This is a genomic window from Streptomyces sp. NBC_00038, assembly GCF_026343635.1.
Classification (GTDB): domain Bacteria; phylum Actinomycetota; class Actinomycetes; order Streptomycetales; family Streptomycetaceae; genus Streptomyces.
Window position 1 is genome coordinate 7,938,735 of sequence record NZ_JAPELQ010000001.1, and the last position, 16,880, is coordinate 7,955,614.

The following is a 16,880-nucleotide window of genomic DNA, read 5'->3' on the forward strand; positions in this document are numbered from 1 at the left end:
ATGGCCAAGACCAGTACGACGACCCAGGGGCTGCGAGCGGCGATCGAGCGCAGCGGCTACTACCCGGCCCTCGTGGCCGAGGCGGTGGAGGCCGCGATCGGCGGCGACACCATCCGGTCGTACCTGGTTCATCAGGAGACGACGTTCGACGCCAACGAGGTGCGTCGGCACGTCACGGTGCTCGTCCTCACGGGCAACCGTTTCATCGTGAGCCACACCGACGAGCAGGCCGAGGACACCACCTCCCCGACGCCGTACGCCACCACGTCGACGGAGTCCGTGAAGCTCGGCCGGATCTCTTCGGTCGTCGTCAGCCGGGTCGTCGCCAATCCCGAGTCGTACGCGCCGGGCACGCTGCCCCGCGAGGTCGTCCTCACCATCGGCTGGGGCGCGGTCTCGCGCATCGACCTGGAGCCCGCCGCCTGCGGCGACCCCAACTGCGAGGCGGACCACGGCTACACGGGCAACTCGACGGCGGACGACCTGAGCCTGCGCGTCAGCGAGGCCGGGGACGGCCCGGAGACGGTGCGCCAGGCCCTCGCCTTCGCGCAGGCCCTCTCCGAGGCGACCGCGGACATCGCGCGCTGATGGTCCTGCCCGCCTGGGACCACCCGGAACCCCTCGCCCTCGACACCGCCCCCGTCCCCGAGTACGGCGCCGGTTCGCTCGCCGATCTGCTCCCCACGCTCGCCGCGGGCATGGCCGTGCCCGGCATGACCGCCGCCATACCCGAGCTGACCGAGGCCGACCGGAACTGCGTCTTCCTGATCGACGGCCTCGGCTGGGAGCAGCTGAAGGCGCACCCCGACGAGGCCCCCTTCATGACGTCGCTCCTGGCGTCCTCGCGAGGAGGCACCGGCCGCCCGATCACCGCGGGCTACCCGGCCACCACCGCGACCTCGCTCGCCTCCGTCGGCACCGGCCTGCCGCCCGGCGCGCACGGCCTGCCCGGCTACACCGCGCGCAACCCGAAGACCGGCGAGCTGATGAACCAGCTGCGCTGGAACCCGTGGACGGACCCGCGTGCCTGGCAGCCGTACCCCACGGTCTTCCAGCTTGCCGAAGCGGCGGGCGTGCACACCGCCCAGGTCTCCTCGCCCGCCTTCCAGAACACCCCGCTGACGAAGATCGCGCTCAGTGGCGGAACGTTCCACGGCCGGCTGACCGGCGAGGAGCGCATGGACGTCGCCGCCGCACAACTCGCCGCGGGCGACCGCTCCTTGGTCTACACGTACTACGCCGAGGTGGACGGCAAGGGCCACCGCTTCGGCGTCGACTCCGACCCCTGGCGCGGCCAGCTGATGTACGTCGACCGCCTGGTCCAGCGTCTCGCGGAGCAACTGCCGCCGCGTACGGCCCTGTACGTCACCGCCGACCACGGCATGATCGACATCCCCTTCGACGAGCAGCACCGCATCGACTTCGACGAGGACTGGGAGCTGCGCGCCGGAGTCGCCCTCCTCGGCGGCGAGGGCCGCGCCCGGCACGTCTACGCCGTACCCGGCGCCGAGTCGGACGTCCTGACCTGCTGGCGCGAGGTGCTCGGCGAGCAGTTCTGGGTGGCCTCGCGGGACGAGGCGATCGCGGCGGGCTGGTTCGGCCCGCAGATCGACGAGCGGGTGTACGCCCGTATCGGCGACGTGGTCGCGGCGGCTCGCGACGACGTCCTGATCACCGCGTCCGAGCGGGAGCCGAAGGAGTCGGCGATGGTCGGCAACCACGGCTCGATGACATCGGTGGAGCAGCACGTCCCGCTCCTGCAAGTACGTTCCTGACACCTCCCCCTCTCCCCGTTGCCGAAAGGTGCCCAACTTCCCATGCCTGAGCTGGTGTTCTTCTCCGGAACCATGGATTGTGGGAAGAGCACTCTGGCACTGCAGATCGGGCACAACCGCTCGGCCCGCGGGCTTCAGGGTGTGATCTTCACGCGGGACGACCGCGCGGGCGAGGGAAAGCTGTCCTCGCGCCTCGGCCTGGTCACGGAGGCGGTCGAGGCCACCGAGAGCATGGACCTGTATGGGTATCTGGTCGATCAGCTGTCCAAGGGCGGCAGGGTCGACTATGTGATCGTCGACGAGGCGCAGTTCCTCGCGCCGGACCAGATCGATCAGCTGGCACGGGTCGTCGACGACCTGGGGCTCGATGTCTTCGCCTTCGGTATCACCACCGACTTCCGCACCAAGCTGTTCCCCGGCTCGCAGCGGCTGATCGAGCTGGCCGACCGGATAGAGGCCCTCCAGGTGGAGGCCCTGTGCTGGTGCGGCGCCCGGGCCACGCACAATGCCCGCACGGTCGGCGGGGAGATGGTGGTCGAGGGCGCCCAGGTGGTCGTCGGAGACGTCAACCGCCCGGTGGGGGAGATCGGTTACGAGGTCTTGTGCCGCCGTCACCACCGTCGCCGGATGACCAGCGCTTCGGCCCACGCGAGCGTGCTGTCTCCCGACGTCCTGCCGGTCACATCTGCTTGACGGTGCCGTGGAAGACGTAGGCCCTCTTGTCGTCATGAGGGCGGCGGGGACGCAGCGGGTGTGTCGGCGTCGAGAGCCGCGGTGCGGAGGGCGGCTGCCACGCGGGTGACCGGATCGGTCGGCGGGTGGGGGAGGCTGGCCAGGAGAAGGCGCCGCTGTTCCTGGGGCCCGCCGCGGACGGGGAGGACGCGGACACCCGGTGGCGCGGCGGACGCCAGGACGGCGGGCACGGTGGTCAGTCCGCAGCCGGCGGCGACGAGTTGGAGCTTGGCGAGCCAGTCGCGGGCGGTGTGGGCGATCTCGGGCCGCTCGTCCAGGCCAGGCCACACACCCATCAGCCGGTCCTCTCCCGAGGAGGAGCCCGCGATCCAGCGCTGCCCGCGCAGGTCGGCCACGTCGACGAAGTCGCCGCGGGCGAGGGGATGGGTGGCCGGCACCGCCAGGCACAGCGCACGTTCGGTGAGCGTGTGCAGCGTGAGCGGGGGCGACTCGGCGTCCGGCGGCCGGAACGGCGGCGACGACGCGAGCAGCGCCAGGTCGAGGCTGCCGGCCCGCAGTGCTCGCACCAGTGCCGGGGTGCTGCCCTCCCGGCCAACCACCTGAAGGCCGGGATCCGTGTGGCGCAGTGCGGCCAACGCTCGGGGCAGCAGGACGGCGCCGGCGCTGGGGAACCAACCCAGGCGGACCGTACCGGCCTGGCCGGGCAGCCCTGACAGCTCCCTGGCGGTCGCGTCGATCTCGTCGAGCACGACCGTCGCGCGGCGCATGACGACGTGGCCTGCCGCGGTGAGCCGTACTCCGTCGCGCCGCCGCTCCACCAGCTCCGCGCCCGCGGCCCGTTCGATCGCGGCGATCTGCCGGGACACCGCCGACTGGGTGTAGCCCAGCGAAGCGGCGGCCGCGGTGAAGGTTCCCTGTTCGGCGACGGCGCGGAAGACGCGCAGCGCGGTCAGTGACACATCGGTGAAGTCCATGACGTTCACGCATACTAGCCGTGCCGAACTCTCGTTGGACTCATGGACGTGGCGTTCCTAACGTGGAGTGCATGAACGCTTCACGCATCGCCCTCGTGACGGGCGCCAACCAAGGACTCGGCCGGGCCCTCGTCGAAGGACTGGCGGCCCGTATGAACCCGGACGACCTGGTTCTGCTGACCGGCCGCAGCCACCGGCGCGTGACGGACGCCGCCCGCGAGGTCACCCAACTCCCCGGTACCCGCGCCCGCATCGAGGGCCGCGTCCTGGACGTCACCGAAGCCGAAGCCATCGCCCGCCTCGCCGAGGACCTCCGGGCCCGCCACGGAGGGGTCGACGTCGTCATCTCCAACGCGATCGCGCGCGTGCTGCCCGAGGAGTCGCAGGCCGAGCGGGCCGACGAGTTCATCGACGTCTCCAACACCGCCACGCACGCGATCCTGCGCTCCTTCGGTCCTGCCCTGCGCCCGGGCGGACGGCTGCTCGTCGTGGCCAGCAGCCTGGGCACGCTCGGTCATCTCGACCCGCGGCTGCACCACTTGTTCGACGGCGCGAGCCTCGACCAGGTCGAGTACGCCGTCGAGTCGTGGCGCAGCGCCGTCCACAACAGGACGGCCGCGGAGGCGGGCTGGCCGATCTGGCTGAACGTGCCCTCGAAGGTCGCCCAGGTCGCCGCCGTCCGCGCGCTCGCCGCCGAACGCCGCGAACACGACCTCGCCACCGGCACCCTGATCGCGGCCGTGTGCCCCGGCATGGTCGACACCGCCACCTCGCGCCCCTGGTTCAGCGACTACAGCCATGCCCAGTCGCCGGCCCGGGCCGCCGGAGCCGTACTCGACCTGATCTTCGCCGAGCACGTCGATCCCGCCCTCTACGGCGAGCTGGTCCGCTTCGGCAAGGCCCTGCCCTGGCACGACGGCACACCCCCGGTGGAGCAGGACCGGATGCTCAAGCCCTGAACGCATCCCGCACGCTTCAGCACACAGCAGGGAGTTGATGAATGAACGCCATCACCACCCCCTTCGGCTTCTCCAGCACGGCCGCCGAGGTCGCGGAAGAGATCGACCTCACCGGCCGCCGCGCCGTGGTCACCGGCGCCTCCTCCGGCCTCGGGGCGGAGACGGCCCGCGCGTTGTCCGCCACCGGTGCGGAAGTCACCCTCGCCGTCCGGGACATGGCGGCGGGCGAACGCGTCGCCAAGGACATCACCGCCTCGACCGGCAACCAGGAGGTGCATGTCGCGCACCTCGACCTGGCCGATCCCGCGTCCATCGCCGCCTTCACCGCCGCCTGGCGGGGCCCGCTGCACGTACTGGTGAACAACGCGGGCGTCATGGCCTGCCCCGAGCAGTACACCGACCAGGGCCGGGAGTGGCAGTTCGCCACCAACCACCTGGGCCACTTCGCCCTCGCCACCGGCCTGCACGACGCGCTGGCCGCCGACGGCAACGCCCGCGTCGTCGTGGTGAGTTCCACGGGCCACCAGCAGTCACCGGTCGTGTGGGACGACATCGACTTCGCCTTCCGCCCCTACGATCCGTGGCTCGCCTACGGTCAGTCCAAGACCGCCAACGTCCTCTTCGCGGTGGAGGCGACCCGGCGCTGGGCCGACGACAACATCACGGCCAACGCCCTGATGCCCGGCGCCATTTACACGAACCTGCAACGCCACACCGGCGGGCGGGGCAGCGGCAGGGTCCCCGCGGACCTGATCAAGACCGTCGAGCAGGGCGCGGCAACCTCCGTCCTCCTCGCGACCTCACCCCCCCTCGACGGCGTGGCGACGCTGTCGCAGGACCTTGTCACCGGACGGTGTTGATCACGGAGAACATCGCGCCCTCCGGATCCGCCACCGTCGCCACCCGCCCGTAGGGCGAGTCGTGGGCGGGTTTGAGGAGATGCCCGCCGAGGTCCGTGACCCGGGCCACCATGTCGTCCACGTCCGCGGCCTCGAAGTACGTCATCCAGTGCGGGCCCCGGTCGCGGGGCAGGCCGTGGCCGACGCCGTGGATGCCGGCCACCGGACTGCCTTCGAGGTGCAGGGTCACGTAGTCGAAGTCGGCCGAGACGACCGGCTCCAGCTCGTAGCCGAAGACCCCCTGGTAGAACTTGACGACGCTCTCGGTGTCGCGGGTCACGAGCTCGTTCCACGCGGGCGTACCCGGCACGCCGGTGATCCCGATGCCCAGGTGGGCGGCCGCCTGCCAGATCCCGAAAACGGCGCCCGTCGGGTCCGAGGCGATCGCCATGCGGCCCGCCTCGCCCGCGTCCAGGGGGCCGACACCCACGGTGCCGCCGCTGAGCCGCACCGTCTCGGCGGTCAGATCGACGTCGTCCGAGGCGAGATACGGCGTCCAGGCGATGGGCAGATGCCGGTCGGGCGGCAGCTGCCCGATCCCCGCCACCTCTTGATCGTCGAGCAGGGCCCGTACGTAGGGCCCGAGCTGGTGCGGGCCCGGCTGGAACTCCCAGCCGAACAGCGCTCCGTAGAAGTCCTGGGTCGTGGCCATCCCGTGCACCATCAGGCTCACCCAGCAGGGTGTGCCGGGTGCGTGCCGAGCGTGCGTTGTGCCGTTCAGGCCGGCCGACCCCCGTGCCTCGGTCATCGTCACTCTCTTCTCGGCCCCTCGCGGTGGCCGGGTCACCTTCCGCCTACCGCACGCGTACCGCGTTCGCGTGCCCATAAGCCCCGTGCCGATGTTCGCACCACCGGTCGCACCGTGCGTCCCGGCCGCGCCGTCGTTCAGCGGCCTACGGCCGGAGGATGCCCGATGAGCCGTTTCCCGTCCGTTTCCGCACGATTGCCGCGTGGTGTCCATCGGCTGTACAGCATGTGCCCGATCCCATACGCCTGGTGATCGGACCCGCCCGGCGGAGCACAGTAGCCCGACATGGACGACGCGGCCACCCCGTGCGCAAGGATGGTGGCCATGAACGCCATCATCTCCGCACCCGAGCTGGCGAGCGACCTGGCCGGACCGAACCCTCCAGTCGTCCTCGACGTCCGCTGGCAGCTGGGCGGCCCGAGTCTGCGCTCCGAGTACGAGAAGGCGCACATTCCCGGCGCCGTTTTTGTCGATTTGGATTCTGAACTTGCAGGTCCGGCGGGGGACAGGGGCCGTCATCCGCTGCCCGATCCCGAAGTCTTCGGCGCGGCGATGCGTGCCGCCGGTGTCTCGGCGGACCGCGATGTCGTTGTGTACGACGGCGGGCTCGGCTGGGGCGCCGCGCGCGCGTGGTGGCTGCTGGGCTATTCGGGTCATCCGTCCGTGCGCGTGCTTGACGGCGGGTTTACGGCCTGGAGCGGTCCGGTGTCCTCGGAGCTGCCCGCCCCCGCTGCCGGGACCTTCGTACCCGTGCCCGGTGCGCGACCGTTGCTCGACGCGGACGGGGCGGCGGCGCTGGCCCGTACCGGACTGCTGCTCGACGCCCGGGCGGGCGAGCGGTACCGCGGTGAGGTCGAACCGATCGACCCCGTGGGCGGGCACATCCCCGGTGCGGTCTCCGCGCCGACCACGCAGAACGTCACGGACGACGGACGGTTCATGCCCGCCGCCGAACTCGCCGACCGCTTCAAGTCGCTTGGCGCGACCGGCACGTCCGAGGTCGGCGTCTACTGCGGTTCGGGCGTCTCCGGCGCGCACGAGGTGCTGGCGCTCGCCGTCGCGGGTATCCCGGCCGCGCTGTACGCGGGTTCCTGGTCGGAGTGGTCCAGGGACGGGAGCCGCCCGGTCGCGGTCGGTCCGGACCCTCAGTAGCGGCGGCCGGTCCCGACCCTCAGTAACGGCGGTGGGGCCCGCGCCGAACTCGCGCGGGCCCCACCGTCGTACGACTGATCAGTCCTGCTTCTTCCGCCGTGTACCGAACACGATCTCGTCCCAGCTCGGGACCGCCGCGCGGCGGCCCGGGCGGACGCCGTCGGCCTCGGCCTGGCGGTCGGTCGCGCCGACGAGACGGTCGCGGTGGGCGCCGACCGAGCGGGGCATGAGCACGTCCGCATAGGCGGATCCGGCACCGGCCGATGCCGCGGGAGCCGGGGGCTCCTCGGGCTCGGGCTCGGGGGCGGGCTCCTCCGTGTCGGGCCGCTCCGTGGTGGAGGGGCGCTCGGGCACCACCATGTCGCCGCGGAAGCTCGGCACCGCCTCCAGGAGGCTGGTGAGCGAGTCGCGCTCGGACTCCTCGACCGGCTCCGCGGACGGCGCGGGCAGGCTCGGCCGCTCCATCTGCCGGTCCAGGGCGCGGTCCAGCGGGCGGTCCCGGGGCAGCCGGGCGATCCGCGGCACGAACGGGAAGCTCGGTTCGGCGGCCGCCGAGAGGTCGTCGGACTCGCCGATCAGCGAGCGCGCCTCGTCGTCGACGGCCTGGACGAGCCGCCGTGGCGGGTCGTACGTCCAGCTCGCCGAGTGCGGCTCACCCGCGACCCGGTAGACCAGCAGCACTTCCCACGTGCCGTCGTCACGACGCCACGAGTCCCACTGGGCGGTCTCCTTCTCGGCGCCGCGCAGCGTCAGCCGCTCCTGCACGGCCTCACCGAGCTGGGGTCCCGCGTTCTCGCCGGGGCGGCGGACAGGGGTCTTCCTTGCGCGCTCGGCCATGAAGGCACGCTCGGCGAGGACAGGCCCCTCGAAGCGCCGCACCCGGTCGACGGGGATTCCGGCGAGCGAGGCGACCTCCTCCGCGGAGGCGCCGGCACGTATACGTGCCTGGATGTCTCGGGGGCGGAGATGGCTCTCCACCTCGATTTCGATCTGGCCGAGGCGGGGACGGTCGCCGCGTACAGCGGCGCGCAGACGCTCATCAATCGGAAGCGTGTACTCCGTGCTGTCCGCAGCCTTCAGCACCAGCCGTGTGCCGTCGTTAGAGACGGCCACGACACGCAGTTCCGGCATGGGGACCTCCCGGGTGGTGCCTGCCGACGTCACGTGCGTCGCTGCTTCCGCTAGTCGAGTGTGGCCTGCCCGGGTGCAGCCTGCCACAACCTTGCCGAGTTGCCCGGCGTGTCGGGCACAGGCCCGGGATCGCCGTTATGGCACGGTTACCTATTCGCAACGCTAAGTGACGAACTCCATCACCCTGTGCAACGAGCCCCCTCCCGGCGGTCCTGACAGGCCCCGGACACCCTGGCGGGAGTCCGGTCCCAGGGCTCGCAAGAGTACTCCATTCGGGCCACTTGCGTGGATCGGCACGCCGCCCAACTTCGAGCAGGGGGTGGTAGTTGGCCGGCGGATGCGCCGTTTTTGTGACCATCGAAAGTGGCGCACTTCACGTAATCGTCGCAATCGGAACTAATCGTTTCGCCCGTACGTCCCTTTCTCGTGCAGTCGGTCGATCAAGTGAGGCAAGTCGATCAAGTACGGGAAAGGCAGGAAAGGTCCGGGAATGCGTGAAAAGCCGGATGTGGGTGCGGAGTCGGTGATCGGTGAGGAGGCCGGGAAGAAACGATTGGATCTGAGCGTCCCGCAAGTGGCGGGCAGCGCGGTGGCCGCGGTGGTGGCCGCGAAACTCGCCTCCTACTTCGGGGTCTACGGCACGATGCTGGGCGCCGGCCTGGTCAGCGTGGTCGCCACCTGCGGCGGCACGGTCTTCCAGCACTTCTTCAAGCGCACCGGCGAGCAGATCCGCGACGTGACGGTGCAGGCCAGGCCGAGGGCCCAGCAGGCTCCGGCCGCGGGGGAGTTCACCGAGGGGACCGTCTACCGCGCGCGGGCCAGGAGCTGGCGGCGACCGGTGGTCGCGGCGGCGCTCGTCTTCGGCGTCACCATGGCGGGCATCACGTCGTACGAACTCGTGTCGGGCCACAGCTTCAGCGGTGACGGCCGGAGCACGACCGTCGGCGACGCCCTGAAGGGGAGCGGCTCCAACTCCACGTCGGAGCCCGGCACATCGAGTACATCCAGCACGTCCGGTACGACGCCTTCGGCCGGGTCCTCCTCCGCGCAGCCGTCCGGCGGGAGCGGCGCCGGTGCCACCCAGGACGACGGCGGCGCCAACACACCCACGCCGACGCCGAGTTCCAGCGCCACCCCACAGGCCGGGGACGACACCCCGACCCCCACGCCCAGCGCGACGGCTACGAGCCCAGCACCCGGCGCAAGTAGTCGTTCCCAAAGCGCCGATCCGGGTCAAGCCGATCCCTCAGCGCGGTGAACTCACCGAAGCGCGGGTAGACCCCGGCGAAGTACTCCGCGTCGCGCGTGTGGACCTTGCCCCAGTGCGGCCGCCCCTCGTGCGCGGTGAAGATCCGCTCGGCGGCGGTGAAGTACGCCTGATAGGGGGTGCCCTTGAACATATGGACGGCGATGTACGCGCTCTCCCGCCCCGACGCCGTGGAGAGCGTGATGTCGTCCGCGGGGGCCGTGCGGACCTCGACGGGGTAACTGATCCGCAGGGACGACCGGTCGATCATCGTCTTCAGCTCGCGCAGCGTCTCGACGAGGGCCTCGCGCGGAATGGCGTACTCCATCTCCACGAAGCGCACCCGGCGCGGAGAAGTGAAGACCTTGTAGGGAATGTCGGTGTAGGTCCGCGAGGACATCCCGTGGCTGGAGACCTTCGCCATCGGCGGGATGGTGGCGGGCACGGCACGGCCGAGCAGATTGGCCACCTGCCAGACGCCGTTGCCGACGAATTCGTCCTCGATCCAGCCGCTGATCTTCGACACCGGCTTCTCGGGCCCCGCGCTGCGGTTGTTGCGCTTGGCGCTGCAGTTGTCGGTGTGCGGGAACCAGTAGAAATCGAAGTGCTCGTTCTCGGCGACCAGGTCGTCGAAGTCGGCGGTGACCTTGTCGAAGCTCATCAGCTCCTCGCGGGCCGTGAGCAGGAAAATGGGCTCTACGGAGAAGGTGATCGCGGTGATGATCCCCAGGGCGCCGATTCCGATCCGCGCCGCCGCGAAGATCTCGGGGTTCTCCTTCTCGGAGCAGACGAGGACCGAGCCGTCGGCCGTGACCAGCTCAAGAGCCTTGATCTGAGCGGCGATCGAGGCGGTGTCCCGCCCGGTGCCGTGCGTCCCGGTGCTGATCGCGCCGGAAACCGTCTGCTCCATGATGTCGCCCATGTTCGTGAGCGACAGCCCCTCGCGGGCGAGAGCCAGGTTGAGACGCTTGAGCGGGGTGCCCGCCTCGACGGTGACGGTGCCCGCCTCGCGATCGATCTTGCGGATCCCCGTCAACAGTTGAGGGCGGATCAATACACCGTCGGTCGCGGCGACGGCCGTGAAGGAGTGCCCGGTGCCGACGGCCTTCACCTTCAGACCGTCCTCGGCGGCCCTGCGCACGGCCGCGGAGAGCTCCTCCACGGAAGCGGGAGTGACCTCCCGTGCCGGCCGGGCGGTGACCGTGCCCGCCCAGTTACGCCACGTTCCGCTCTTCCCGTTCGCTGTGCTGCTCATGGGTCCCTCCCCGATGCGGAACCGGCCTGCTCAGCCGGCGATACCCGAGGAAACCCACCGCGACCGCGACGGCTCCGGACACCGCCGGAACCCCGTACCCGGCCTTCGCACCGGCGGCGTCGATCACCCAGCCGGCCACGGAGGAACCGAGCGCGACCCCGACCGCGAGCCCGGTGCTGATCCAGGTCATGCCCTCGGTCAGTTTCGCGCGTGGTACGTGCTGTTCGATGAGGGACATCGTGGTGATCATCGTGGGAGCGATGGACAGGCCCGCAACGAACAGCGCCACAGCCAGAAACGGCAAGTTTCCGACCAGTAGGAGGGGGATCATACTCACGGCCATCGCGCATATGCCCAGCAGCCACCGAGGTTCGGGCGCCCCCTTGAAGTGCAGCAGCCCGAACACGGCTCCCGCCACACAGGAGCCCGCCGCGTACAGCGCCAGGACGATGCTCGCCGCGCCCTTGTGGCCCTGCTCCTCGGCGAAGGCCACCGTGACCACGTCGACGGCACCGAAGATCGCTCCGGTCGCCACGAACGTGGCCACCAGGACCTGGAGTCCGGCCGATGCCATCGCCGAACCGCCCTTGTGGTGCTCGCGCGGATGGGGCACAGGTTCGGTGGCGCGCTGGGCCGTCAGCCAGAAGACGCCGACGGCGAGGAAGCAGGCGGCGAGCAGCGGCCCGGCCTCCGGGAACCACACCGTGGACAGACCGATGGAGATGATCGGTCCGAAGATGAAGCAGATCTCGTCCATCACGGACTCGAAGGAGTACGCGGTGTGCAGCTGCGGGGTGTCCCGGTAGAGGGCCGCCCAGCGCGCCCTGATCATCGCGCCGATGCTCGGTACGCAGCCGATACCGGCCGAGCAGACGAACAGCACCCAGTCCGGCCACCCGAACTTCGCCGCGAGCAGCAGCCCGGCGGCCGCGGCCAGGGCGAACAGCGTCACGGGGCGCAGTATTCGACGCTGCCCGTGCCGGTCCACCAGCCGGGAGACCTGCGGGCCCATCACCGCGGCGGCCAGCGCCATCGTCGCCGACAGGGCGCCCGCGAGGCCGTACCGCCCGGTGAGCTGGGAGATCATCGTGACCACGCCGATGCCCATCATCGACAACGGCATCCGGCCGAGGAAGCCCGCGGCGGAGAATCCCTTGGTGCCGGGGGCGGCGAACAGGGCGCGGTACGGGCTGGGCACGGGGAACTCCGGTCGGCTCGGCTCGGCCCCCGGTCACTACGGGCGGCCTGAACACCGGTAAGGCGTGAATCTGGCCGATACAGCTTACGGGTGAGGTGACCCTAACGCACTCCCTGGCGCCGCTCGTCATGTGGCCGTTGTCCGGCTGTCAGCGACGGATGGCAGGATCGAAGGCATGCCAGATGTGCTCGATGCCACCCCCTACGACGCCCTGCTCCTGCTCTCGTTCGGCGGCCCGGAAGGCCCGGACGACGTGGTCCCGTTCCTGGAGAACGTGACGCGGGGGCGAGGCATCCCCAAGGAACGGCTCAAGGAGGTGGGGCAGCACTACTTCCTGTTCGGCGGGGTCAGCCCCATCAACGACCAGAACCGCGCCCTGCTCGACGCCCTCCGCAAGGACTTCGCCGACCACGGCCTGGACCTGCCCGTCCACTGGGGCAACCGCAACTGGGCGCCGTACCTGACCGACACCCTGCGCGAGATGGTCACCGACGGCCGCCGCCGCATCCTGGTCCTCGCCACCAGCGCGTACGCCTCGTACTCGGGCTGCCGCCAGTACCGCGAGAACCTCGCCGAGGCCCTGGCCACCCTCGAGGCCGAGGGACTGGACCTGCCGAAGGTCGACAAGCTGCGGCACTACTTCAACCACCCCGGCTTCGTCCGCCCCATGGCCGACGGCGTCCTGAAGTCCCTGGCCGAACTGCCCCAGGACGTACGGGAGGGCGCGCACCTCGCCTTCACGACGCACTCCATCCCGGACGCGGCCGCCGACACGTCCGGGCCCGTGGAGGACCACGGTGACGGGGGCGCGTACGTCGAGCAGCACCTGGACGTCGCGCGCCTGATCGTCGACATCGTGCGCGAGGAGACCGGGATCGAGCACCCCTGGCGGCTCGTCTACCAGTCGCGCTCGGGAGCGCCCCACATCCCGTGGCTGGAGCCCGACATCTGCGACCACCTGGAAGAGCTGCACGGCGCCGGTGTCCCGGCCGTCGTGATGGCCCCCATCGGGTTCGTCTCCGACCACATGGAGGTCCTGTACGACCTCGACACGGAGGCCACGGCCAAGGCGGCGGAGCTGGGACTGCCGGTGCGGCGTTCGGCCACCGTGGGCGCCGATCCGCGGTTCGCCGCGGCGATCCGTGAACTCGTTCTGGAGCGCGCCGCCTCCGAGAGCGGGCGCCAGGTGACACCCTGCGCCCTGGGTGCGCTCGGCGCGAGTCACGACCTGTGCCCCGTGGGCTGCTGCCCCGCCCGCGCCCCGAAGCCCGCCGCCGCGGGCGCCGACAGTCCGTACGCCTGAGGAGCCCCGTGATCGAGCCCCTGCACACCGAACTGCTCCAGCTCGCCCACCAGGCCGCCCGCAGCGCCGGTGAGCTGCTGAGGGACGGACGCCCGGCGGACCTCACGGTCGCCGCGACCAAGTCGAGCCCGATCGACGTCGTCACCGAGATGGACATCGCCGCCGAGAAGCTGATCACCGACCTGATCTCCCAGCACCGCCCCGCCGACGGCTTCCTCGGCGAGGAGGGCGCCGCCACGGAGGGCACCAGCGGCATCCGCTGGGTCGTCGACCCGCTCGACGGCACGGTCAACTACCTGTACGGGCTGCCGACCTGGGCGGTGTCCATCGCCGCCGAACAGAACGGCGAGACCGTCGTCGGAGTCGTCGCGGCGCCGATGCGCGGCGAGACCTACCACGCGGTACGCGGCCGTGGCGCCCGGGCCACCGGAGCCTGGGTCGGCGAACGCCGGCTGACCTGCCGCCCGTCGCCGCCCCTGGACCAGGCACTGGTCTCCACCGGCTTCAACTACGTGACCGAGGTCAAGACCCACCAGGCCGACGTCGCCCAGCGGCTGATCCCGCTGCTCCGTGACATCAGGCGCTCCGGCTCGGCGGCGGTCGACCTGTGCGACGTCGCGGCCGGCCGCCTCGACGGCTACTACGAGCGTGGGCTCCACCCCTGGGACCTCGCGGCGGGCGACCTGATCGCCCGTGAGGCGGGCGCCCTGACCGGTGGGCGCCCCGGTGAGCGTCCCGGAGGCGATCTGGCGGTGGCGGCCTCCCCGGGCGTCTTCGAGCCCCTCCAGCGGCTCCTGGAGGAGTTCGGCGCCTGGCACGACTGACGGCGCGTACAACAGCGCGGCCGCCGCGCTTAGGAACAGGCGGCAAAAAGAGCGGGGCCCCGGCACTGGATCGATGCCGGGGCCCGCTCTCGTACGGATGAAGATTCGGAGAAGAGAAGTATCGGAGAAGAACTGATCAGACGCGCGTCGCGCCGACCTCCACGCCGTGCTCGGCGGCGAGGCGGTGCAGGTCGTCGAGCTCGGCCTGTTCGACCTCCGCGAGGAAGTCGTCGCCTGTTTCGCGAGCCCGCGTCAGGTCGGACTCGGTAGCCCTTATGCGCTGCAGAAGTCCTGCGGTGAAAGCGTCCATGCTGCGCCCCCTCGTCCTGGGTCGTGGGTCGATGGCACGGGGGTGTGCCGTTCGGAAGGGGCGATCACGTCTCCAAGGGGTGCCCAGCGCTGCCCGGCTGGGCGGCGACGGTGCCGGACACCCACGCCCACTCTGCGGAAAGCGGATTGACGTACCACAAGGTGGCTTGCCACAAGCAGAGCGTGATCGCGGGGTGTAAAGCCGTCCTCCCCCCGCTCCCTTCCGTGGAAACCTCAACCGCACGAGAAAATCTGGCATTCCCACGCGCTCTCACCCGTCTTACAGCCGACTTATGGCCGAAAAGGGCAGGATGGAGGTCTTACCCACGACAGACCCTGCCCGCGCGCGCCGAAACGGCGCTACGCGGGTGGACAGAGGAAGGACAGCGACGTGCGTGTACTCGTCGTCGAGGACGAGCAGCTGCTCGCCGATGCGGTGGCCACCGGACTGCGCCGGGAGGCCATGGCCGTCGACGTCGTGTACGACGGCGCGGCCGCCCTGGAGCGCATCGGAGTCAACGACTACGACGTGGTCGTCCTCGACCGCGACCTCCCGCTCGTGCACGGCGACGACGTCTGCCGCAAGGTCGTCGAGCTCGGCATGCCCACGCGCGTGCTGATGCTCACCGCGTCCGGCGACGTCAGCGACCGCGTCGAGGGCCTGGAGATCGGCGCCGACGACTACCTCCCCAAGCCCTTCGCGTTCAGCGAGCTGACGGCACGCGTGCGTGCCCTCGGCCGCCGTACGAGCCTGCCCCTGCCGCCCGTCCTGGAGCGCGCCGGGATCAAACTCGACCCCAACCGCCGCGAGGTCTTCCGCGACGGCAAGGAAGTCCAGCTCGCGCCCAAGGAGTTCGCCGTCCTGGAGGTGCTGCTGCGCAGCGAGGGCGCCGTCGTCTCCGCGGAGCAGCTCCTGGAGAAGGCCTGGGACGAGAACACGGACCCCTTCACCAACGTCGTACGGGTCACGGTCATGACCCTGCGCCGCAAGCTCGGCGAGCCCCCCGTGATCGTCACCGTGCCCGGCTCCGGCTACCGGATCTGATCCACCGTGGCCACGACCCCCGCGCCTCCCACGGCGCCTCCGAAGCCCACGTGGGACCCCAGAAGGGTGGAGCCCCCGTTCCCCTGGCTGAGGCCGACCATCCGGATACGGCTGACGCTGCTGTACGGCGGCATGTTCCTGATCGCCGGCATCATGCTGCTGTCGATCATCTATCTGCTCGCCGCGCAGGCCCTGAACGTGGGCAGTGATCTGCCCTTCAGGATCGTCTCCGGCGGAGTGAGCAGCCAGTCCTGCAACTTCCCGGCCCAGCCCTCGGCGACCGAGCTCAACAACGCGATGAACGCCTGCGTCAACGAGCAGCGCCAGCATGCCCTGGACGATCTGCTCAGCCGTTCGCTGCTCGCCCTGCTCGGCCTGGCCATCATCGCCTTCGCCTTCGGTTACGCGATGGCGGGACGGGTGCTCTCGCCGCTCGGCCGGATCACCCGCACCGCGCGCGCGGTGGCGGGCTCGGACCTCTCCCGGCGGATCGAACTGGACGGCCCGGACGACGAGTTGAAGGAGCTGGCGGACACCTTCGACGACATGCTGGAGCGGCTGCAGCGGGCCTTCACCGCCCAGCAGCGCTTCGTCGGGAACGCCTCGCACGAACTGCGCACCCCGCTCGCGATCAACCGCACGCTTCTCGAGGTGCACCTCTCCGATCCCGGGGCGCCGATGGAGCTGCAGCAGCTCGGCAAGACCCTGCTGGCCACCAACGAGCGCAGCGAGCAGCTCGTCGAGGGCCTGCTGCTGCTCGCCCGCAGCGACAACCAGATCGTCGAGCGCAAGCCCGTGGACCTCGCCGAGGTCGCCTCGCAGGCCGTCGACCAGGTGCACGCCGAGGCGGACGCCAAGGGCGTGGAGATGCGCGGGGAGCGCGCCCCGGCGGTCGTCCAGGGCAACGGCGTCCTCCTTGAGCGGATCGCGCTGAACCTCGTCCAGAACGCCGTCCGGTACAACGTGCCGGAGGACGGCTGGGTCGAGGTCACGACGGAGGTCCAGCACGGTCAGGCGGTCCTGGTGGTGTCGAACACGGGGCCGGTGGTTCCCGCGTACGAGATCGACAATCTTTTCGAGCCCTTCCGGCGGCTGCGTACGGAGCGCACGGGCAGCGACAAGGGCGTGGGCCTCGGCCTGTCGATCGCCCGGTCGGTGGCCCGGGCGCACGGGGGTCACATCGTCGCTCAGCCGCGCGAAGGAGGTGGCCTCGTGATGCGAGTCACCCTGCCGATCTGAGACCATGTCGCCGACACGCGAGGATGTTCGCTTTGCGCGGAATTTCCTGGGCATACGTCCGGGAGCCTCGTGTGTGATCGATCACAAGGGCGATTTTCCGGCCATCTACTCTCCGTGATCAAGAAGCCTG

The 16,880-nt window shown here is 70.7% G+C and carries 17 protein-coding genes; 11 read left to right on the plus strand and 6 right to left on the minus strand.

Translation table 11 applies throughout. The features are described 5' to 3' along the window. From OG219_RS35815 to OG219_RS35825, 3 genes are read left to right on the plus strand one after another with little or no spacing between them, the layout of a single operon-like run. Entirely contained in the window at positions 1-588 is a 588-nt protein-coding gene (locus tag OG219_RS35815; protein WP_266474263.1) for a DUF5998 family protein, read from the plus strand. Continuing rightward, on the plus strand, positions 588-1,775 hold the full coding sequence (locus tag OG219_RS35820) for an alkaline phosphatase family protein (protein ID WP_266833648.1): 1,188 nt from the start codon (positions 588-590) through the stop codon (positions 1,773-1,775). Before OG219_RS35815 ends, OG219_RS35820 begins: the two co-directional genes overlap by 1 nt. Positions 1,776-1,817: 42 nt before the next feature. Further along, on the plus strand, positions 1,818-2,468 hold the full coding sequence (locus OG219_RS35825) for a thymidine kinase (protein WP_266474261.1): 651 nt from the start codon (positions 1,818-1,820) through the stop codon (positions 2,466-2,468). Positions 2,469-2,500: 32 nt separating this feature from the next. Here the strand turns inward: OG219_RS35825 and OG219_RS35830 are convergent, their stop codons facing one another. After that, the gene (locus OG219_RS35830) at positions 2,501-3,442 is read right to left on the minus strand and encodes a LysR family transcriptional regulator (protein WP_266836349.1); all 942 of its coding nucleotides are present in this window, start codon (positions 3,440-3,442) and stop codon (positions 2,501-2,503) included. A gap of 71 nt (positions 3,443-3,513) precedes the next feature. On the opposite strand from OG219_RS35830, the gene OG219_RS35835 reads away from it, so the two are divergent. Together OG219_RS35835 and OG219_RS35840 are read left to right on the plus strand one after the other, a co-directional pair. Next, the gene (locus tag OG219_RS35835) at positions 3,514-4,401 is read left to right on the plus strand and encodes an SDR family NAD(P)-dependent oxidoreductase (RefSeq protein WP_266833650.1); all 888 of its coding nucleotides are present in this window, start codon (positions 3,514-3,516) and stop codon (positions 4,399-4,401) included. Between the two features lie 41 nt (positions 4,402-4,442). Then, positions 4,443-5,261: an SDR family NAD(P)-dependent oxidoreductase gene (locus tag OG219_RS35840; RefSeq protein ID WP_266833651.1), complete on the plus strand. Its 819-nt coding sequence runs from the start codon at positions 4,443-4,445 to the stop codon at positions 5,259-5,261. Here OG219_RS35840 and OG219_RS35845 read toward each other — a convergent pair. After that, positions 5,245-6,048: a VOC family protein gene (locus tag OG219_RS35845; RefSeq protein ID WP_266833652.1), complete on the minus strand. Its 804-nt coding sequence runs from the start codon at positions 6,046-6,048 to the stop codon at positions 5,245-5,247. The two genes, OG219_RS35840 and OG219_RS35845, sit on opposite strands and share 17 nt — an antisense overlap. Positions 6,049-6,372: 324 nt before the next feature. On the opposite strand from OG219_RS35845, the gene OG219_RS35850 reads away from it, so the two are divergent. After that, positions 6,373-7,200 carry a sulfurtransferase gene (locus OG219_RS35850; RefSeq protein WP_266833653.1) on the plus strand — a complete coding sequence of 276 codons (828 nt, stop codon included), beginning with the start codon at positions 6,373-6,375 and terminating at the stop codon, positions 7,198-7,200. 78 nt (positions 7,201-7,278) lie between these two features. Here the strand turns inward: OG219_RS35850 and sepH are convergent, their stop codons facing one another. Beyond that, entirely contained in the window at positions 7,279-8,331 is a 1,053-nt protein-coding gene (sepH, locus tag OG219_RS35855; RefSeq protein WP_266833654.1) for a septation protein SepH, read from the minus strand. A 490-nt stretch (positions 8,332-8,821) separates the two neighbouring features. Here sepH and OG219_RS35860 point away from each other — a divergent pair, with 490 nt between their 5' ends. Then, entirely contained in the window at positions 8,822-9,589 is a 768-nt protein-coding gene (locus OG219_RS35860; protein WP_266833655.1) for a hypothetical protein, read from the plus strand. On the opposite strand, the gene OG219_RS35865 is transcribed toward OG219_RS35860, so the two are convergent. Together OG219_RS35865 and OG219_RS35870 are read right to left on the minus strand one after the other, a co-directional pair. Then, positions 9,513-10,832: a D-arabinono-1,4-lactone oxidase gene (locus OG219_RS35865; protein ID WP_266833656.1), complete on the minus strand. Its 1,320-nt coding sequence runs from the start codon at positions 10,830-10,832 to the stop codon at positions 9,513-9,515. The two genes, OG219_RS35860 and OG219_RS35865, sit on opposite strands and share 77 nt — an antisense overlap. Next, positions 10,792-12,030, minus strand: coding sequence for an MFS transporter (locus OG219_RS35870; protein WP_266833657.1), 1,239 nt, complete (start codon positions 12,028-12,030; stop codon positions 10,792-10,794). Before OG219_RS35870 ends, OG219_RS35865 begins: the two co-directional genes overlap by 41 nt. A 175-nt stretch (positions 12,031-12,205) precedes the next feature. Here OG219_RS35870 and OG219_RS35875 point away from each other — a divergent pair, with 175 nt between their 5' ends. Both OG219_RS35875 and OG219_RS35880 read left to right on the plus strand, forming a co-directional pair. Beyond that, positions 12,206-13,333 carry a ferrochelatase gene (locus OG219_RS35875; RefSeq protein WP_266833658.1) on the plus strand — a complete coding sequence of 376 codons (1,128 nt, stop codon included), beginning with the start codon at positions 12,206-12,208 and terminating at the stop codon, positions 13,331-13,333. Positions 13,334-13,341: 8 nt separating this feature from the next. After that, positions 13,342-14,157, plus strand: coding sequence for an inositol monophosphatase family protein (locus tag OG219_RS35880; RefSeq protein ID WP_266833659.1), 816 nt, complete (start codon positions 13,342-13,344; stop codon positions 14,155-14,157). 136 nt (positions 14,158-14,293) lie between these two features. Here the strand turns inward: OG219_RS35880 and OG219_RS35885 are convergent, their stop codons facing one another. Next, on the minus strand, positions 14,294-14,467 hold the full coding sequence (locus tag OG219_RS35885; RefSeq protein WP_167459062.1) for a hypothetical protein: 174 nt from the start codon (positions 14,465-14,467) through the stop codon (positions 14,294-14,296). A 390-nt stretch (positions 14,468-14,857) separates the two neighbouring features. On the opposite strand from OG219_RS35885, the gene OG219_RS35890 reads away from it, so the two are divergent. Together OG219_RS35890 and OG219_RS35895 are read left to right on the plus strand one after the other, a co-directional pair. Beyond that, positions 14,858-15,511 carry a response regulator transcription factor gene (locus OG219_RS35890; RefSeq protein ID WP_266474245.1) on the plus strand — a complete coding sequence of 218 codons (654 nt, stop codon included), beginning with the start codon at positions 14,858-14,860 and terminating at the stop codon, positions 15,509-15,511. 6 nt (positions 15,512-15,517) lie between these two features. Continuing rightward, entirely contained in the window at positions 15,518-16,750 is a 1,233-nt protein-coding gene (locus OG219_RS35895; RefSeq protein WP_266833660.1) for a HAMP domain-containing sensor histidine kinase, read from the plus strand. The last annotated feature ends 130 nt before the right edge of the window (positions 16,751-16,880 follow it).